Source organism: Micromonospora fluostatini, from assembly GCF_050410825.1.
Classification (GTDB): domain Bacteria; phylum Actinomycetota; class Actinomycetes; order Mycobacteriales; family Micromonosporaceae; genus Micromonospora; species Micromonospora rosaria.
The window spans coordinates 2,119,800-2,137,698 of sequence record NZ_CP191251.1 but is presented as its reverse complement, the minus strand read 5'-3'; the positions used below and the strand labels follow the sequence as shown (position 1 = coordinate 2,137,698).

Below are 17,899 nucleotides of genomic sequence, written 5' to 3'. Positions count from 1 at the left end.
GGCGCTGGCGATGTCGATCTCCGAGTCCCCGACCCGCGTCGAGCCCGCCTCCTTCCGCGACCCCGGCAACCAGGTCTTCTACGCCGGCTCCGAGGTGCTGCGCGGGCTCGACCCCCGTGCCGCCGAGCAGTGGCGGGCACTGGCCGCCACCGACTTCTTCCCGGCGCTGCTGGCCGAGGGGAAGGTCTGCGGCACCGAACCCGTCGACCCGTCCCGGGTGCCGGCCGGCGTGACCTGGGCCGCCGTGCTGCGGCACGAGCGCATCCCGTTCGTCTCCCACCCGTACGAGTGGTCCTTCTCGATGGTGCGCGACGCCGCGCTGCTGCACCTGGAGATCCTGCGTACCGCGTTGGCGGCCGGCTTCACCACCAAGGACGGGTCGGCGTACAACCTCCAGTGGCGCGGGGCCGCGCCGGTCTTCATCGACGTCGGCTCGTTCGAGCCGCTGCGTGACGGCGAGCCCTGGGCCGGGTACCGGCAGTTCTGCCAGACGCTGCTCTATCCGTTGCTGCTCACCGCCCACCTCGGGCTGGACTTCCGCCCCTGGCTGCGGGCCCAGGTCGACGGGATCGAGCCCGAGCAGATGCGCCGGCTCTTCACCGGCCCCCGCCGGCTGCACCGGGGCGTACCCACCCACGTGCACCTGCACGGCGCGATGCAGGCGCGCAACGCCCGGTCCAGCACCACCGACGTCCGGGCCCAACTGCGTGCCGCCGGGTACACCCGTGAGCTGGCGCTGGCCACCGTCCGTGGGGTCGAGCGGCTGGTCCGTCGGCTCGACCGGCCGCCGGCCGCCAGCCCCTGGGCGGACTACCAGCGCAACTGCGGGTACTCCGGTGCCGACCGGGCGGCCAAGGAGCGGTTCGTGGAGCTGGCGCTGACCACCGCCGGCTCGCCCCGCCTGGTGCTCGACCTCGGCGCCAACGACGGCCGGTACGCCCGGATCGCCGCCTGTCACGCCGACTACGTGGTCGCCGTCGAGCAGGACCCGGACGTGGTCGACACGCTCTACCGGACGCTGCGGACCGAGCACGACCGGCGGATCCTGCCGCTGGTGATGGACCTCGCCGACCCGTCACCCGGCGGCGGCTGGCGGGGCGTCGAGCGGGCCGGGTTCGGCGCGCGGGCGCGGGCGGACGTGGTCCTCGCCCTGGCCGTGGTGCACCACCTGGCGCTCGGCCGCAACGTGCCGCTGCCGGCGGTGCTCGACTGGCTCCTCGACGCCGTCGCGCCGGGCGGTCGCCTGGTCGTGGAGTTCGTCCACCCGGACGATCCGATGGCCCGGCGGCTGCTCGACAACAAGCCCGACGGGCTCTTCCCCGACTACCGGCGGGAGGCGTTCGAGGCGCTGCTGACCGCCCGCTGCCGCGTCGAGCGGCGGCAGGACCTGCCCTCGGGCACCCGGACGCTCTACCAGGTGGCCGTGGGTGGCTGAGCCGACCCCGGTGCCCGCCGCCCCGGTCGCCGGGGCGACCGAGGGCGCTCCGGCCCCCGAGGTCACGGAGGACGGTGAGGAGGCCCGGGGCGGTGGGGCGGCGGCCGGAGCGGCGGCCTGGCGGGTCGAGCTGCGCCGGCTGCTGGAGCTGACCGCCCTGGTCGGGCTGGTGGTCACCCAACCGCTGCTGGACGTGCTGGGCCGCAGCCCCGACTTCCTCCTGTTCCACGGGGCCCGCCCCGTGGACGTCGCGGCGCTGGTGGCGCTGATCGCGCTGCTGCCCACCGCCGGGCTGGGGCTGCTCGGCGCGGTGAGCCGGCTGGCCGGCCGGGCCGCCCGCGAAGCCGCGCACACCCTGCTGCTCGGGCTGCTGGTGGCCGCGCTGGCGGTCCAGGTCGGGCGGCACGGCACGCCCCTGCGCGGGGTACCGCTGCTGGCGGCGGCGGTCGTGCTGGGCGCGGCCGGGGCGTCCGCGTACCGGCGGTTCGGCGTGCTGGGGCGGGTGCTGCGGGTGGCCGCGGTCGGGCCGCTGGTCTTCGTCGCGCTCTTCGTGCTCGTCTCGCCCGCCTCGACGGTGGTCCTGCCGCGCGGTTCCGGCGGCGTGGCCGGGGTGGCCCACGGGCCGGGGGTCCGGCCGCCGGTGGTGCTGCTGATCCTCGACGAGTTCCCGCTGGTCTCCCTGCTCGGCCCGGACGGCCGGATCGACGCCGAGCGGTACCCGCACTTCGCCGCGCTGGCGGCGGGCTCGACCTGGTACCCCGCCGCGAGCGGGATCAGCGGCTGGACCCCGTACGCGCTGCCGGCGATGCTCACCGGCCGGTACCCGGCGACGGCGGCCGCCCCGCACTACTCCCGCTACCCGGACAACCTCTTCACCGCCCTCGGCGGCCGGTACGACATCCGCGCGCAGGAGAGCATCACCCGGCTCTGCCCACCCAGCCGCTGCGACCAGCCGACCCGCCCCGAGCAGGGGCTCGGCGTGCTGGCCCGGCGCAGCGCCGAGCTGCTCGGGCGGATCGCCGCCCCGTGGGACAGCAGGGTCGACCCGGAGGAGTCGTACCGCGAACCCACCCGCGCCGAGGCGGGCCTGGACGCGGCGGAGCCCGCCCCGACCGACCCGACGTTCCGCTGGGACCGGCTCAACGAGAGCCAGCCGGCCCGGTTCACCAGCTTCCTCGCCGGCCTGCGCCCGACCGCCCGGCCGACGCTGCACTTCCTGCACCTGCTGATGCCGCACGCGCCGTGGACGTACCTGCCGTCCGGGGCCCGCTACGACGCCCCGGAGGACCTGCCCAACGAGGGCGCCGGCTGGGTCGACCTGGCCCGGCAGCGGCACCTGGCGCAGCTCGGGTACACCGACCGGCTGATCGGCGAGACGCTGCGCACCCTGCGCGCCACCGGCCTGTACGACCAGGCGTTGCTGCTGGTCACCGCCGACCACGGGGTGAGCTTCACCCGGGGGGCGCAGGGGCGGGGGATGGGCGCGATCCGCGCCGAGCCGGGCCAGGTGGCCGGGGTGCCGTTGTTCGTCAAGGAACCCGGGCAGCGCACCGGCCGGATCGACGCGCGTAACTGGGAGCACGTCGACCTGCTGCCGACCGTCCTCGACGTGGTCGGGATCCGCGTGCCGTGGTCGGTGGACGGCCGCTCCGCCCGCCAGGCGCCCCGGGAACGGGCCGAGAAGGTCTTCTACGACCGGCCGGGTGAGCCGGTCACCATCCCCGGCGGGGTGCCCGTCCCGCCGCCGACGCCGCCACCGCACCCGCTGGTCGGCACGACCGTCGGCGACCAGCCGGTCAGGGGTACCGCCCGGGTGGCCGACCTGTCCGCGTTCGGCGCCGTCGACCCGGCCGAGGGTCGGCTGCCGGCCCTGGTCTGGGGCACCGTGCCGGACCGGGTACCCGACGGGACGCTGCTCGCGGTGGCCGTCAACGGCCGGGTCGGCGCGGTCGTCCCGGTGGTGCCCCCGGACCCCGGCGGGCGCCGGTTCGCCGCCTTCGTCACCGACGACCGGCTCTTCCACGCCGGCGCCAACCGGTTGGACGTCTACCAGGTCGCCGCCGACGGTGGCCTGCACCGCCTCGCCCTGTCCTGACACCGGTCGACCGCGAGAGCCAATGGGTGGAAAACGGGCGCCACGCGCGTCCGTTCAAGACTGCCTTATCCCGATATTCGACCCCGGTCGCCGAGGGCCGTCGCCCACCGGCCGAGGGCCGGTCCGGCGGAGGTTTTCCGTCCGCAGGCGGGGTACCCGAAGGGTCTTGCGGCGTCTGCCCAGCTCCGGCGGACAGAGGTTTTCCGATCCTACCGGTCGGGAATCGGGTGACGCATACCTCACCCCAGAACCACGGCGAGCGGTACCTCCGGAACCGCGTTTACGGTAAAAGCGAAGGCAATTCAACGTAGATCTGCCGGCGAAGCGAGGAACCACATGACGGAAGTCAAGCTCGATCACCCCGGTGGGCAGCTCTCGATGCCGGTGCAGAACGCGGTCGAGGGCCCCCCGGGGGTCGTCGTGAGCAAGCTCCTGAAAGAGACCGGTCTGGTCACCTACGACCCCGGGTTCGTCAACACCGCATCCTGCTCCTCCGCGATCACCTACATCGACGGTGACGCGGGCATCCTGCGGTACCGGGGCTACCCGATCGAGGAGCTGGCCGAGAAATCCACCTTCCTGGAGGTCTCGTACCTGCTCATCTACGGCGAGCTGCCCAGCGAGACCCAGCTCACCGACTTCACCGAGCGCATCCGGCGGCACTCGTTGCTGCACGAGGAGATGCGCCGCTTCTTCGACGGCTTCCCCCGGGACGCCCACCCGATGGCCGTGCTCTCCTCGGCGGTCAGCGCGATCAGCACCTTCTACCAGGACAGCCTGGACCCGTTCGACACCGAGCACGTGGAGATGTCCACGGTCCGGCTGATGGCCAAGGTGCCGACCATCGCGTCGTACGCCAACAAGAAGTCGATCGGTCAGCCGCTGCTGTACCCGGACAACTCCCTCGGGTACGTGGAGAACTTCCTGCGGATGACCTTCGGCGTGCCGGCCGAGCCGTACGAGGTCGACCCGGTGATGGCCAAGGTGCTGGACATGCTGTTCATCCTGCACGCCGACCACGAGCAGAACTGCTCCACGTCGACCGTGCGCCTGGTCGGCTCCAGCAACGCCAACCTCTTCGCCTCCGTCTCGGCCGGCGTGAACGCGCTGTTCGGGCCGCTGCACGGCGGCGCCAACCAGGCCGTGCTGGAGATGCTGGAGAAGATCCAGGCCGACGGCGGTGACGTCCAGTCCTTCGTCCGCAAGGTGAAGAACAAGGAGGACGGCGTCAAGCTGATGGGCTTCGGCCACCGGGTCTACAAGAACTACGACCCGCGGGCCGCCATCGTGAAGAAGGCCGCCCAGGACGTGCTCGGCCGGATGGAGAGGCCGGACCCGCTGCTGGACATCGCGATGCAGTTGGAGGAGATCGCCCTCGCTGACGACTTCTTCGTCTCCCGGCGGCTCTACCCGAACGTCGACTTCTACACCGGCCTGATCTACAAGGCCATGGGCTTCCCGACGAAGATGTTCACCGTGCTCTTCGCGTTGGGCCGGCTGCCCGGCTGGATCGCCCAGTGGCGGGAGATGATCGGCGACCCGGAGACCAAGATCGGCCGTCCGCGCCAGCTCTACACCGGTGCTCCTGAGCGGTCGTACGTCCCCTTCGCCGAGCGCTGACCACCCGACCACCGCCGGTACCGAAAGGCCGCCGCCCCTACCAGGGGCCGGCGGCCTTTCGGTGTCCGAGGTCGACCGGACCCGGTCGGACAATTGTGTTTGTCGATCTATGGTCGGTGCTGTCCGTGGACCGCCCGGTCACCGTCCGGGCGCTCGTCACGGGGGAACGACATGCGAATCTTCACGATGCCCACCGTCCGGCCCGCCCTCGCCGGCGCGCAGGTGGCGCTCACGGTGGCGGCGGCGGCCGCGGTCGTGGCGCTCGCGCCGGCACCCGCCAGCGCCGGGTGCAGCCACGCCTGGTCCGACAAGGACTTCGGCAGCGACCAGGTGCAGGACGCCGGGAGCACGGGCCTGGCCCTGCGCGCCGGTCCGCACACCGGTTGCGCGCTGGTCACCCGGATCCCGAACGGACACTGGGTGACCCTGGACTGCCAGGGCTACGGCGACACCATCAACAGCTGGAACGGCTGGACCCACGTCCGGTACGGCAACGGCGGCCCGACCTGCTCCGGCTGGGTGTTCGACCACTACCTGGTCGACGGCGGGCGGGTCGTACATCGACTGCTGAGCACCGTTCGGCCGGGCCGGAGGGATCGCCCCGGCCCGGCCGAAGGGGGTACTCAGTGGTGGTGCTCCTCCTCGTGGGCGGTGTCCGGCAGGTTCCCGAGCACCTTGTTGACCACGTGGATCCGGGCCGCGCCGGCACGGTAGTCGGCGCAGACCGTCTCCGCCTTGTCGGCCACCCGGGCCCCGGAGTCGGCGGCAGCCACGGCGAGGTCGGTGCCGGCGAGGGTCCGCACCGTGCCGGCGGCGACCAGGTCGGTGACCGAGTGGGCCCCGGTGACCACGTGCTCGCGCAGCAGCCCCCGCAGGGTCTCGGTCTCCTTCAGCAGCAGCTCGTCCACGTTGGCGGTGGAGAACTTGGCCTTGAAGGCGTCGTCGGTCGGGGCGAGGATGGTGACCCCGTCGGCGGCCGACAACTCCTCGGCCATCCCGGTCGCCCGGACCGCCGCCTCGAAGGTGGTGAGCACGGGGATCCAGGTGAGGGCCTGGTCAGGGGTCTGACCCACCAGGGAGGCCGGGTTGCCCGGCTCGTCGCCGGCGGGCAGCACGTCGCACAGCGGGCCGGTGACCGCGACCGGGACGGTGTCCGTGCCCCGGCCCGCCGGGGAGGAGTCCTCCTCCGTCGAGCTCGTGCACCCGGTCAGCGCGATCAGCAGGGACAGGGCCGCCCCGGTCGCCGCCCGCCGGCCGAGCCGGCGGGTCCGGGACGGGGGCCCGGGGTATGGACCCGGAAGGACGGTGTCGGACACGGTGTTCTCCACTCCAGTACCGGTACGGGGGGACCGGCAGGCCGGCGCGGGGCCGACCTGCCGGTACCCGACGGGGCGGGTCAGTGACTCACAGACGCGAGCACTGGTTGAACTTCGGACCCGACACCGAGTTGGCGACCTCCAGGTTGACCGGCGTCGTCGCGTTGCCGGAGCAGCCCAGCGGGCCGTTGACGGTGTTGCCGGCCACCAGGGCAGCCGCACCCTGGGTGTTCAGCACGTCGACCGGGCCGCTCACCTTGTTGCCGACCACGTTCACCGGGCCGGTGGTGCCGACGACCCGGACCGGGCCGTTGACGGTGTTGCCGCCGAGGAAGACACCGGCGGCGCCGGTGACGTCGATCGGGCCGTTGACCGAGGTGCCGGTCATGATCAGGGTGGCACCCGGCTGGACCCGCAGCGGGCCGCGCAGGGTGGCGCCGTCGATGCAGTTTACGCCGGTCAGCGTCAGCGGACCGTTGTGCGTACCGGTGCGGGTCGGCATCACCCGCTCGCCGGCGACCAGGCCCTCGACGGCCTGCCCGTCGAGCAGCAGGGGCACCAGACCTCGCTCGGGCTGGGCCAGCGGAACGAGGTAGCCGTCGGCGACCTTGATCACCTTCCAGCCGTGCGCGGCGAGCCGCTGCGCCACGGTGGTGCGCTGGCCGACGGGGCCGTCGGTGCGCTCACCGTTGTACTGCTCCTCGGTCAGCTTGTACGCGCACGGCGGCTGCTGGAGGATCCGCTCGGGGGTGGGAGCGTCCAGCGGCGGCGGGGTCTCGCCCGGGTGCGGGGCCGGGTGGGCCTCGATCGGACGGGAGCCCCGGAAGACGATCCGGCCGGTGTTGGTCGACTGGAAGGTGATCGCCTCCGCGCGGGCCGTGGTGATGGCCTTGGTGTTCGCCCCGTGGTACTGCAGGAACTGGTTGAAGGTCCACAGCGCCGAGTAGGTCTTCCGCCGACGGTTGTTGGCGGTGTTGCTCTCGTCGGGGCGGGTCGGGCCACCGGAGCTGCGCAGCTCCAGCAGCGAGTTGACCACGTTCTTCAGGCCCAGGGTGTTGCGCAGGATGGTTTCCTCACCCAGGCCCACGTTGGCGCCGGTGCAGCCGTACGGGCAGGCCCACCAGCCGTCCTTGGCGCCCTGGCTGTACATGTGGCCTTCGATCATGTTCTGCGACTCGTCGAAGATCCCCTGCGCCACGTTCTGGTGGCGCGGCGGCAGCATCGGCAGGTCACCGGTGTTGGCGTTGCCGTACTCGTGGCCGTCGTAGCCGGCGATCGGCCGGTAGTCGCGCACCATCTCGACGAAGGCGCGGGTCTCCGGCTGACGGATCAGGGAGTAGTCCCGGTTCAGGTCCTGACCGGTGGAGTTGCCCCGGGCGCCGGCGGCCCGGCCGTCCCCGTTGAGGGTCGGCAGGATCAGCATGGTGGTCTTCGACAGCAGGTCGAGGGTCTTGGCGTCGTCGGTGAAGGCGAGCTGCCGCGCCATGATCAGGCAGGCCTCGCGGTCACCCGGCTCGTTGCCGTGGACGTTGCAGTTGACCAACAGGGGGTTCGTCGCGGCCACGGCCTCCGGGGTCGCCGGGGGAGTGGGGTAGCCGACGACGAACATGTTGATCGGCCGGTTCTGGATGGTCCGGCCGATCTCCACCACCCGGACCCGCTCGCTCAGCTCGTCGACCGCCTGGGTGTAGGCGTACTCGTTGACGTCGCTGGTGTACTGGGCGCCCAGGGTGTTCTCCCACTGGGTGCGCAGGTTCTGGCCCGGGGTGTCCGGGTCGCCCCAGTGGGCGTTGGTGAGGCCGGCGACCGGCGTCGAGTACGGCTGGGCCTCGGTGCCGACGCGGGCACGGACCCGCCACTGGAACCGGTTGCCCGGGGCGAACCCGGCGTCGGCGAAGGTCGGCTCGGAGTTGTTGATCTGGCGGTTCGGACGCCACACGCCCGTGATCACCGCCGTACCGGTGGCCGTGCCGTCCTCGGCGACCGGGGTCCGCTCGATCTGGTAGTCGGTGGCCCCGTCGACCGGGGTCCACGACAGCGTCGCGTACCCGTCGCCCTGGACGACCGCGAGGTCCTGAACCTGGTTGGGCTCCGCCTGGGCGGTGGCACCCGCCGGTTCGGCCTGGGCCTGCGCCGGCACCATGGTCGCCGCGAGGGTGGCGGCGAGCAGCGCGGAGAGCACACCTGCCCTGGTCCGTCTGTATCTCAAAGGGATCTCCAAACAGGAGGGGATGGCTGGGGTGCCACCAGCGAACCCGCAGCCGGCCCGGCGCGGGCCTCCGGCCTGCGAATCTTGAGGATCATCTGAGATTCGCGCCCTGTTCGCCGGCCCGTGGTGGCGCGGCCGGCGACGCCCGGTCTCAGCCCGTGCGCAGTCGGTAGCCGACGCCGCGGACCGTCTCCACCAGCCCGGCGTCGTCGAGCTTGCCGCGCAGCGCCGCGACGTGCACGTCGAGGGTGTGCCGGGTGGTCCAGGTGGTCTGCCAGACGTCCAGTTGCAGCCGGTCCCGGGGCACGACGGTGCCGGCCTGCCGGGCCAGGGCGACTAGCAGGTCGAACTCCTTGCGGGCCAGGCTGACCTCCCGGTCGGCGACCCAGACCCGCCGGGCGTTGACGTCGATGCGCAGGGTGCCGACCTGCAACGCGGCGGTCGTGCGGGCGGCCCGCGCCGCCCGCCGCATCACCGCCTCGATGCGCGCCTGCAACTCCACCATCGAGAACGGCTTCACCACGTAGTCGTCGGCCCCGGCGCGCAGCCCGGCCACCCGGTCCCACTCCTCGGCGCGGGCGGTCACCGCGATGATGGCGACGTTCTCGTCCTGCTGGCGGATGCGCCGGCACACCTCCAGGCCGTCCCGGTCGGGCAGGGTGAGGTCGAGCAGGATGAGGTCGACCGGGTCCGCCGCGACCGCCTCCGCGGCCGTCATCGCCTGGACGACCTCGTGCCCACGCCGGCGCAGCGCCGCGCAGAGGGCGGACGCGACACGCAGGTCGTCTTCAACCAGAAGAACCCGCACTCACGTCCCCCTCGGCTCCGGCCCGGACCTGCTGCGAGTCTGGCCGATCAGCAGGGCCCTGACCAGGGCGGACGGAAGATCGTAACCGCAACATGACCTGCATCGACACCGCTACGGCGAGGGGTCGCGCGGGTGGCCGGTGGTCGGGTCACGCCGGCCGGGCGGAGGGAGGAGGCCCGGTCCCGCACGGGTGCCCGGTGTCCTCCCGGCGGGCGGCGGCCCCGGGACGGTGGTGACCGGTCCCGGGGCCGCCGCCGACCGGTGTCAGCGCAGCCCGGCGGCGACGAGCAGGTTGCCCGAGGGAACGGGGGCCCGGTCGTGCCCGCGCGCCATCCGCGCCTCGGCGCGGGCGGCGGTGAACGCGGTGTCGGCGGCGATCGCGGTCGCGTACGCGGTCGCCGTGCGGTGCGCGATCGCCGACCAGCCGTACTGCTCGTGCACCATGGCGCGGGCCCGGCGGGCCAGGGCGCGGGCCCGCTCGGTGTCCGACAGCAGCGCGTGCACCGCCTCGGTGAGCCCGTCGGGGTCCTGTGGGGCGAAGGTCATCCCGGTCACGCCCGGCTCGACGATCTCGGCCAGTCCGCCGGTGGCCGCGACGGCGAGCGGGGCACCGGCGGCGGCGCCCTCCAGGGCCACCATGCCGAACGGCTCGTAGATGCTCGGCACCGCGAAGCAGTCCGAGGCGGCCATCACCGCCGGCAGGTCGGTGCCGCCGAGGAAGCCCGGCATGCTCACCGCGCCACCCAGGCCGAGGCGGTGCACGTCCGCCTCCAGGTCCGCCCGGTACGGCCCGTCCCCGGCGATCACCACGCGCAGCCCCGGGTGGCGTTCCCGCAGCCGGGGCAGGCCGGCGAGGAGGTGCTGCACGCCCTTCTCGTAGACCAGCCGGCCACGAAGGTGACCAGCGGCCCGCCGGCGAACCGGGCGCGGGCCGAGGCGACGGCCGAGGCCGGCACCCGCCACCGGTGCGGTGCACGTCCGCCTCCAGGTCCGCCCGGTACGGCCCGTCCCCGGCGATCACCACGCGCAGCCCCGGGTGGCGTTCCCGCAGCCGGGGCAGGCCGGCGAGGAGGTGCTGCACGCCCTTCTCGTAGACCAGCCGGCCGACGAAGGTGACCAGCGGCCCGTCCCCGGCGAACCGGGCGCGGGCCGAGGCGACGGCCGAGGCCGGCACCCGCCACCGGTGCGGCTCGACCCCGTTGGGCACCACGTCCACCCGCTCGGCCGGCACGTCGAACAACGCCCCCACCTCGTCGCGCATGTACCCGGAGCAGACGATCACCCGGCCGGACTCGGCGGCCAGCCACTGCTCGACGCCGTGGATGGTGCGGTTCATCTCCTCGGGTAGCCAGCCCTGGTGCCGGCCGGCCTCGGTGGCGTGGATGGTGGTGACCAGCGGGATGTCCAGGTGGTCCCGCAGCGTCATCGCGGTGTGGGCGACGAGCCAGTCGTGGGCGTGGATGACGTCGTAGGTGCCGGTGTCGGCGGCGCGCAGGGCGGCGCGGGTGAGGGTGTGGTTGAAGGCCATGGTCCAGGCGAGGAGGCTGCTGGTGGCGAGGGGGAAGGTGACGGGGTCCTCGGCGGCGCGGAGGATGCGGACGCCGTCGGCGTATTCCTCGTGGGGTGCGCCGTCGGTGTGGCGGGTGACGACGGTGACCTCGTGGCCGGCGGCGGCGAGGGCGACGGAGAGGGCGTGGACGTGGCGGCCGAGTCCGCCGACGAGCACCGGCGGGTACTCCCAGGACAGCATCAGGATGCGGCGCCGGCGCCCGGACCCGCCCGAGCCGGCCGGCGGCTGCGGGACCTGGTGGCGGGAGGTCGGGGTGGGCCGGCAGGTCCGGTCCGTCGGGGGTGCGAGGTGCTCGCCGACCCGCAAGGTCGTCACATCGGTCTCCGTCCGTGCAGGGTGGTGTGCGCCGACGCCGTCGCCGGCGGAACAGGAGGGTGGTGGAGGCGTGGCACAGGGCCGATCGGGAGACGCGCGACGCGCTCCCGCGAACAGGAAAAGGCATCGCGGGGGATAGCGCATCTCGGACGGGCCGAAGGTGACGGACGCCACCTTCCGGGGACGGACGGGCGGATTTCGCCTCGCCGCCGGATCGGGTGGATTGGCGTACGGCGGTGGGGGGCATAACCGGCGTGCGTTCCGGCGGTCTGCGCCGGGCGCTTCGAGACATGGGCCTGAAGGAGCGACATGCTGGTCTGGCCGGGCGAGCGTTACCCCCTGGGAGCGACGTACGACGGGATGGGCACCAACTTCGCGATCTTCTCGGAGGTCGCCGAGGCCGTCGAGCTGTGCCTGTTCGACGAGTGGGACACCGGGGCGGAGCGCCGGGTCCCCCTGCGGGAGGTGGACGCCCACGTCTGGCACGCCTACATCCCCGGCATCGAGCCGGGACAGCGCTACGGGTACCGGGTGCACGGGCCGTACGACCCGGGCAACGGGCCCCGCTGCAACCCGCACAAGCTGCTGCTGGACCCGTACGCCAAGGCGGTCGACGGGGAGGTCACCTGGAACCCGGCGGTCTACGACTACGAGATGGGTGACCCGGACACCATGTCCACCACCGACTCGGCGCCGTTCATGCCCAAGTCCGTGGTGGTGAACCCGTACTTCGACTGGGGCAACGACAAGCCGCCCCGGATCCCGTACCACCGTTCGGTGATCTACGAGGCGCACGTGCGCGGGTTGACCATGCGCCACCCCGGCATCCCCGAGGAGCTGCGCGGCACGTACGCGGCGCTGGCCACCCCGGCGATGATCGACTACTTCCAGCGGCTCGGGGTCACCGCCGTCGAGCTGATGCCGGTGCACGAGTTCGTCCACGACCACCGCCTGGCCGACCTGGGGCTGCGCAACTACTGGGGCTACAACACCATCGGCTTCTTCGCCCCGCACCACGGCTACTCGGCGCTGGGCCGCCTCGGCCAGCAGGTGCAGGAGTTCCGGGGCATGGTCAAGGCGCTGCACGCCGCCGGCATCGAGGTGATCCTCGACGTGGTCTACAACCACACCGCCGAGGGCAACCACCTGGGCCCCACCCTCAGCTTCAAGGGGGTGGACAACGCCAGCTACTACCGGCTCTCGGAAGAGGATCGGCGGTACCACGTCGACTACACCGGCACCGGGAACAGCCTCAACGTCCGGCACCCGCACTCGCTGCAACTGATCATGGACTCGTTGCGGTACTGGGTGCAGGAGATGCACGTCGACGGGTTCCGGTTCGACCTGGCCGCCACCCTGGCCCGGGAGTTCTACGAGGTCGACCGCCTCTCCACCTTCTTCGAGGTGGTCCAGCAGGACCCGGTGGTCAGCCGGGTCAAGCTGATCGCCGAGCCGTGGGACGTGGGTCCGGGCGGCTACCAGGTCGGCAACTTCCCCCCGGTCTGGACCGAGTGGAACGGCAAGTACCGCGACACCGTGCGGGACTTCTGGCGCGGCGAGCCGGCCACCCTGGCCGAGTTCGCCTCCCGCATCTCCGGCTCCGCCGACCTGTACCAGGACGACGGGCGCAGGCCCTTCCACAGCATCAACTTCGTCACCTGCCACGACGGCTTCACCCTGACCGACCTGGTGTCGTACAACGACAAGCACAACGAGGCCAACGGCGAGGAGAACCGCGACGGCGAGAGCCACAACCGGTCCTGGAACTGCGGGGCGGAGGGCCCCACCGACGACCCCGGGGTACGCGCCCTGCGGGCCCGGCAGCGGCGCAACTTCCTGGCCACGCTGCTGCTCTCGCAGGGGGTGCCGATGCTCGGCCACGGCGACGAGCTGGGCCGCACCCAGCACGGCAACAACAACGCGTACTGCCAGGACACCGAGCTGGCCTGGGTGAACTGGGACGAGGTCGACACCGACCTGCTGGACTTCGTCCGGCGGCTGACCGCCTTCCGGGCCGCGCACCCGGTGTTCCGCCGGCGGCGCTTCTTCAGCGGCGAGAAGGTCCGCCCGCGCGGCGCCGGGGAGCCCCTGCCCGACCTGGCCTGGTACACCCCGGACGGGCGGGAGATGACCGGCGAGGACTGGGGCAACGACTTCGGCCGCTCGGTGCTGCTCTTCGTCAACGGCGACGGCATCCCCGAGCGCGGCCCGTACGGCCAGCGCCACACGGACACCTCGTTCATCCTCTGCTTCAACGCCCACGACGCGCCGCTGGACTTCACCCTCCCCGGCGCCGAGTTCGGCCCGCGCTGGGACCTGGTGATCAGCACCGCGGAACCGGACCCGGGGAAGACGGCGACGGTCGAGGCGGGCGGCGCGATCACCGTGCCGGACCGCTCCCTGGTGGTCCTCGAACGCGCCGCGACCGCGCCGGCCACCCAGGACGCGGCCCGATGAGTCCGACCACCCCGCCCGACCCCACCGGCGCGCACCCGGCCGGTGGCCGGGTCGGCGCCACCTACCGGGTGCAGGTCCGCCCCGGTTTCGACCTGGACACCACCGCCGCCCTGGCCGACTACCTGGCCGCCCTGGGCGTCACCCACCTGTACAGCGCGCCGCTGCTGACCGCCACCCCCGGCTCCGCGCACGGCTACGACGTGGTCGACCACCGGGCCGTCAACCCGGAGCTGGGCGGCGAGGCGGCCCGGGTCCGGCTGGTCCGGGCGCTGCGCGCCGCCGGGCTGGGACTGGTGGTCGACATCGTGCCCAACCACGCCGGGGTGGCCCGGCCGGCGGCCAACCCGGCCTGGTGGGACGTGCTGCGCCGGGGCCGCGACTCGGCGTACGCCCGGTGGTTCGACATCGACTGGGACCGGGGCCGGTTGCTGCTGCCGGTGCTCGCCGACGACCCGGACGCGCTGGCCGACCTCACGGTCGTCGACGGGGAACTGCGCTACCACGAGCACCGGTTCCCGATCGCCGACGGCACCGACGGGGGCCACCCCGCGCAGGTGCACGACCGGCAGCACTACGAGCTGGTCTCCTGGCGGCGCGGCGACGCCGAGCTGACGTACCGCCGGTTCTTCGCCGTGTCCGACCTGGCCGGGCTGCGGGTGGAGGACCCGGAGGTCTTCGCCGCCACCCACGCCGAGGTGCTGCGCTGGGTGGCCGCCGGCGAGGTCGACGGCATCCGGGTCGACCACCCGGACGGGCTGCGCGACCCGGCCGACTACCTGGCCCGGCTGCGCGCCGCCGCGCCCGGGGTCTGGCTGGTGGTGGAGAAGATCCTGGAGTACGGCGAGGAGCTGCCGGACTGGCCGGTCGACGGCACCACCGGCTACGACGCCCTCGCCCCGGTCTGCGGCCTCTTCGTCGACCCGGCCGCCGAGGGGCACTTCACCGCGCTGGACGCCCGGCTCACCGGGCGGCACACCTCCTGGCAGGACCTCACCCACCGCAGCAAGCGGGAGGCGGCCACAAGGCTGCTCGCCGCCGAGCTGACCCGGCTGGCCACCCTGGTGCCCGAGGTGGAGCCGGTGCCGGCGCGGGCCGCCCTGGCCGAGCTGGCCGCCTGCTTCCCGGTCTACCGGGGGTACCCGCCGCACGGGGCCCGGCACCTGGCCGTGGCCCGCGCCGAGGCGGGCCGCCGCCGACCCGAGCTGACCGGGGCGCTGGACGCGGTCACCCGCCGGCTGCGCGATCCGGCCGACGAACTGGCCCGGCGTTTCCCGCAACTGACCGGCGCGGTGATGGCCAAGGGGGTGGAGGACACCGCCTACTACCGGTGGAGCCGGTTCGTCGCGCTCAACGAGGTCGGCGGCACCCCGGCCCACTTCGGGGTCACCCCGGCCGAGTTCCACCGGTTCGCCGCCGCCCGGCAGGCCCGCTGGCCGGCGTCGATGACCACGCTCTCCACCCACGACACCAAGCGCGGCGAGGACGTGCGGGCCCGGCTGGCCGTCCTCGCCGAGCTGCCCCGGCGCTGGGCCGAGCGGGTCACCGCCTTCACCGCCGCCGCGCCGCTGCCCGACCCGGCCTTCGCGCACCTGCTCTGGCAGACCGCGGTGGGGGCCTGGCCGATCGAGCGGGACCGGCTGCACGCCTACGTGGAGAAGGCCGCCCGGGAGGCGTCGGTGGCGACGAGCTGGGCCGACCCCGACCCCGCGTTCGAGGACGCCCTGCACGCCGTGGTGGACCGGATGTACGACGACCCGGCGCTGCACGCCGAGCTGACCGCGTTCGCCGCCGAGATCACCCCGGCCGGCTGGTCCAACGCGCTGGGCCAGAAGCTGGTGCAGCTCGCCATGCCGGGGGTGCCGGACACGTACCAGGGCACCGAGCTGTGGGACAACTCCCTGGTCGACCCGGACAACCGGCGGCCGGTCGACTTCGCGGCCCGCCGGGAGCTGCTGGCCCGCCTCGACGCCGGCTGGCTGCCGCCGGTCGACGCCGACGGGGCGGCGAAGCTGCTGGTGGTCTCCCGGACGCTGCGGCTGCGCCGGGACCACCCGGAGCTGTTCACCGGGTACCGGCCGGTGGCGGCGCACGGCCCGGCCGGGGCCCACGCGGTCGCCTTCGACCGGGGCGGCGCCCTCGCCGTGGCCACCCGGCTGCCCCTGGGGCTGGCCCGCGCCGGTGGCTGGCGTGACACATCCCTGACACTGCCCGTTCACGAGATGACGGACCTGTTCACCGGGCGGGTCTACAGTGACCCGCAGGTGCCCGTCGCCGATCTGCTCGCCACCCTTCCCGTCGCACTGCTGGCTCCCGCCGAGTCCGTGGAGGCTGCCCGATGACCGAGTTCAGCGTGTGGGCGCCGCAGGCCGCCCGGGTCCGGCTGCGGCTGCCCGGCACGGGTGACCGGGAGATGACCCGGGACCCGGACGGCTGGTGGCGGGAGGAGGTGCCCGAGGCGGGGCCGGGCACCGACTACGCCTTCCTGCTCGGCGACGCCGACCAACCCCTGCCCGACCCCCGGTCGCCGTGGCAGCCGGCGGGGGTGCACGGCCCCAGCCGGGTCTACGACCACGCCGCGTACGCCTGGTCCGACCGCTGCTGGACCGGCCGGCACCTGCCCGGCAGCGTCCTGTACGAGCTGCACGTCGGCACCTTCACCCCGGAGGGCACCTTCGACGCCGCCGTCGACCGCCTCGACCACCTCGTCGAGCTGGGCGTGGACCTGATCGAACTGCTGCCGGTGAACGCCTTCAACGGCGAGTACAACTGGGGCTACGACGGCGTGTGCTGGTACGCCCCGCACGAGGCGTACGGCGGCCCGGACGGGCTCAAACGGCTGGTCGACGCCGCCCACGGCAAGGGACTGGGGGTGATCCTCGACGTCGTCTACAACCATTTCGGGCCCTCCGGGGCCTACGCGCCGATGTTCGCGCCGTACCTCGCCGAGCGGAGCAACACCTGGGGGCGCACGGTCAACCTCGACGGCCCGGACTCCGACGAGGTGCGCCGCTACATCATCGACTCCGTGCTGATGTGGCTGCGCGACTACCATGTCGACGGCCTGCGGCTGGACGCGGTGCACGCGATGCCCGACACCCGGGCGGTGCCGTTGCTGGAGGAGTTGGCCGTGGAGGTGGACACCCTCGCCACCCACCTGGGCCGGCCGCTGTCGCTGATCGCCGAGTCCGACCTCAACGACCCCCGCCTGATCACCCCCCGGGAGGCCGGCGGGCTCGGGCTGCACGCCCAGTGGAACGACGACGCCCACCACGCCCTGCACACCCTGCTCACCGGGGAACGGCAGGGCTACTACGCCGACTTCGGCTCCCTGGAGGGGCTGGGCCAGGTCCTCACCGGGGGCTTCCTCCACACCGGTACCCGGTCCAGCTTCCGCCACCGGGCGCACGGTCGCCCCCTGGACCGGCACCGCACCCCCGGGCACCGGCTGGTGGCCTACCTCCAGAACCACGACCAGATCGGCAACCGGGCCACCGGGGACCGGATCTCGGCCACCCTCACCCCGGCCATGCTCCGGATCGGGGCGACCCTGCTCTTCACCGCCCCCTTCACCCCCATGCTCTTCATGGGGGAGGAGTGGGGGGCCACCACCCCCTGGCAGTTCTTCACCAGCCACCCGGAGCCGGAGCTGGCCCGGGCGGTGGCCACCGGCCGGCGCCGGGAGTTCGCCGAGCACGGCTGGCCGGCGGGGGAGGTGCCCGACCCCCAGGACCCGGAGACCTTCCTGCGGTCCCGGCTGGACTGGGCGGAGCTGGACAGGCCCGAGCACCGGGAGATGTACGAGTTCCACCGCCGGCTGATCGCGCTGCGCAAGTCCCACCCCGACCTGTCCGACCCCCGGCTGGACACGGTCGACGTCCGGCACGGCGACCGGTTCGTGGTCGTCCGGCGGGGCCGGTGTCTGGTGGTGGCCAACCTGGCCGACCGGGCCCAGCGGATCACGCTGCCCGGCGTGGTACGCCAGGTCCTGCTCGCCACCGGTGCCGGCGTCACGGTGATGCGCGACGGGGTGGTCCTGCCCGCCGAGACGGCCGCCGTGGTCGCGCTCTGACGGTG

The 17,899-nt window shown here is 73.5% G+C and carries 10 protein-coding genes and 2 pseudogenes; 7 read left to right on the top strand and 5 right to left on the bottom strand.

Annotated features, from left to right (window positions below; genetic code table 11):
* Positions 1 to 10: 10 nt before the first annotated feature.
* The 4 genes from ACQUFX_RS09130 (at position 11) to ACQUFX_RS09115 (ending at position 5,864) form a co-directional block, all read left to right on the top strand.
* Positions 11 to 1,435 (top strand): class I SAM-dependent methyltransferase, encoded by a 1,425-nt coding sequence (locus ACQUFX_RS09130; RefSeq protein WP_428965573.1) that lies wholly within the window; start codon positions 11 to 13, stop codon positions 1,433 to 1,435.
* Positions 1,428 to 3,530, top strand: coding sequence for a sulfatase-like hydrolase/transferase (locus tag ACQUFX_RS09125; RefSeq protein WP_428965572.1), 2,103 nt, complete (start codon positions 1,428 to 1,430; stop codon positions 3,528 to 3,530). The genes ACQUFX_RS09130 and ACQUFX_RS09125 overlap by 8 nt, the downstream gene beginning before the upstream one ends.
* Before the next feature lie 336 nt (positions 3,531 to 3,866).
* A complete protein-coding gene (locus ACQUFX_RS09120; RefSeq protein ID WP_428965571.1) occupies positions 3,867 to 5,150 on the top strand; it encodes a citrate synthase in 1,284 nt (427 codons plus the stop codon).
* 171 nt (positions 5,151 to 5,321) lie between these two features.
* Positions 5,322 to 5,864: an SH3 domain-containing protein gene (locus ACQUFX_RS09115; RefSeq protein WP_428965570.1), complete on the top strand. Its 543-nt coding sequence runs from the start codon at positions 5,322 to 5,324 to the stop codon at positions 5,862 to 5,864.
* Here the strand turns inward: ACQUFX_RS09115 and ACQUFX_RS09110 are convergent.
* The 5 genes and pseudogenes from ACQUFX_RS09110 to ACQUFX_RS09090 all read right to left on the bottom strand — a co-directional run.
* Entirely contained in the window at positions 5,774 to 6,466 is a 693-nt protein-coding gene (locus ACQUFX_RS09110; RefSeq protein ID WP_428965569.1) for a fasciclin domain-containing protein, read from the bottom strand. The two genes, ACQUFX_RS09115 and ACQUFX_RS09110, sit on opposite strands and share 91 nt — an antisense overlap.
* A gap of 88 nt (positions 6,467 to 6,554) precedes the next feature.
* Positions 6,555 to 8,675, bottom strand: coding sequence for a M14 family zinc carboxypeptidase (locus ACQUFX_RS09105; protein WP_428965568.1), 2,121 nt, complete (start codon positions 8,673 to 8,675; stop codon positions 6,555 to 6,557).
* Between the two features lie 151 nt (positions 8,676 to 8,826).
* On the bottom strand, positions 8,827 to 9,483 hold the full coding sequence (locus ACQUFX_RS09100) for a response regulator transcription factor (protein WP_428965567.1): 657 nt from the start codon (positions 9,481 to 9,483) through the stop codon (positions 8,827 to 8,829).
* A gap of 264 nt (positions 9,484 to 9,747) precedes the next feature.
* Positions 9,748 to 10,463, bottom strand: a pseudogene (locus ACQUFX_RS09095) (glycosyltransferase); the annotation flags it as partial.
* Positions 10,451 to 11,368: pseudogene (locus ACQUFX_RS09090) on the bottom strand (glycosyltransferase family 4 protein); the annotation flags it as partial. The pseudogenes ACQUFX_RS09095 and ACQUFX_RS09090, both read right to left, overlap by 13 nt.
* 309 nt (positions 11,369 to 11,677) lie before the next feature.
* Here ACQUFX_RS09090 and glgX point away from each other — a divergent pair.
* From glgX to treZ, 3 genes are read left to right on the top strand one after another with little or no spacing between them, the layout of a single operon-like run.
* A complete protein-coding gene (glgX, locus tag ACQUFX_RS09085; RefSeq protein ID WP_428965566.1) occupies positions 11,678 to 13,825 on the top strand; it encodes a glycogen debranching protein GlgX in 2,148 nt (715 codons plus the stop codon).
* Positions 13,822 to 16,164 carry a malto-oligosyltrehalose synthase gene (treY, locus tag ACQUFX_RS09080; RefSeq protein WP_428965565.1) on the top strand — a complete coding sequence of 781 codons (2,343 nt, stop codon included), beginning with the start codon at positions 13,822 to 13,824 and terminating at the stop codon, positions 16,162 to 16,164. Before glgX ends, treY begins: the two co-directional genes overlap by 4 nt.
* Positions 16,161 to 17,894: a malto-oligosyltrehalose trehalohydrolase gene (gene treZ, locus ACQUFX_RS09075; RefSeq protein ID WP_428965564.1), complete on the top strand. Its 1,734-nt coding sequence runs from the start codon at positions 16,161 to 16,163 to the stop codon at positions 17,892 to 17,894. Before treY ends, treZ begins: the two co-directional genes overlap by 4 nt.
* The last annotated feature ends 5 nt before the right edge of the window (positions 17,895 to 17,899 follow it).

Excerpts from the sequence above, each read along its gene's own strand:
- ACQUFX_RS09130 (WP_428965573.1), top strand. The coding sequence starts at position 11 with ATGTCGATCTCCGAGTCCCCGACCCGCGTCGAGCCCGCCTCCTTCCGC.
- ACQUFX_RS09115 (WP_428965570.1), top strand. The coding sequence starts at position 5,322 with ATGCGAATCTTCACGATGCCCACCGTCCGGCCCGCCCTCGCCGGCGCG.
- treZ (WP_428965564.1), top strand. The coding sequence starts at position 16,161 with ATGACCGAGTTCAGCGTGTGGGCGCCGCAGGCCGCCCGGGTCCGGCTG.
- treY (WP_428965565.1), top strand. The coding sequence starts at position 13,822 with ATGAGTCCGACCACCCCGCCCGACCCCACCGGCGCGCACCCGGCCGGT.
- glgX (WP_428965566.1), top strand. The coding sequence starts at position 11,678 with ATGCTGGTCTGGCCGGGCGAGCGTTACCCCCTGGGAGCGACGTACGAC.
- ACQUFX_RS09120 (WP_428965571.1), top strand. The coding sequence starts at position 3,867 with ATGACGGAAGTCAAGCTCGATCACCCCGGTGGGCAGCTCTCGATGCCG.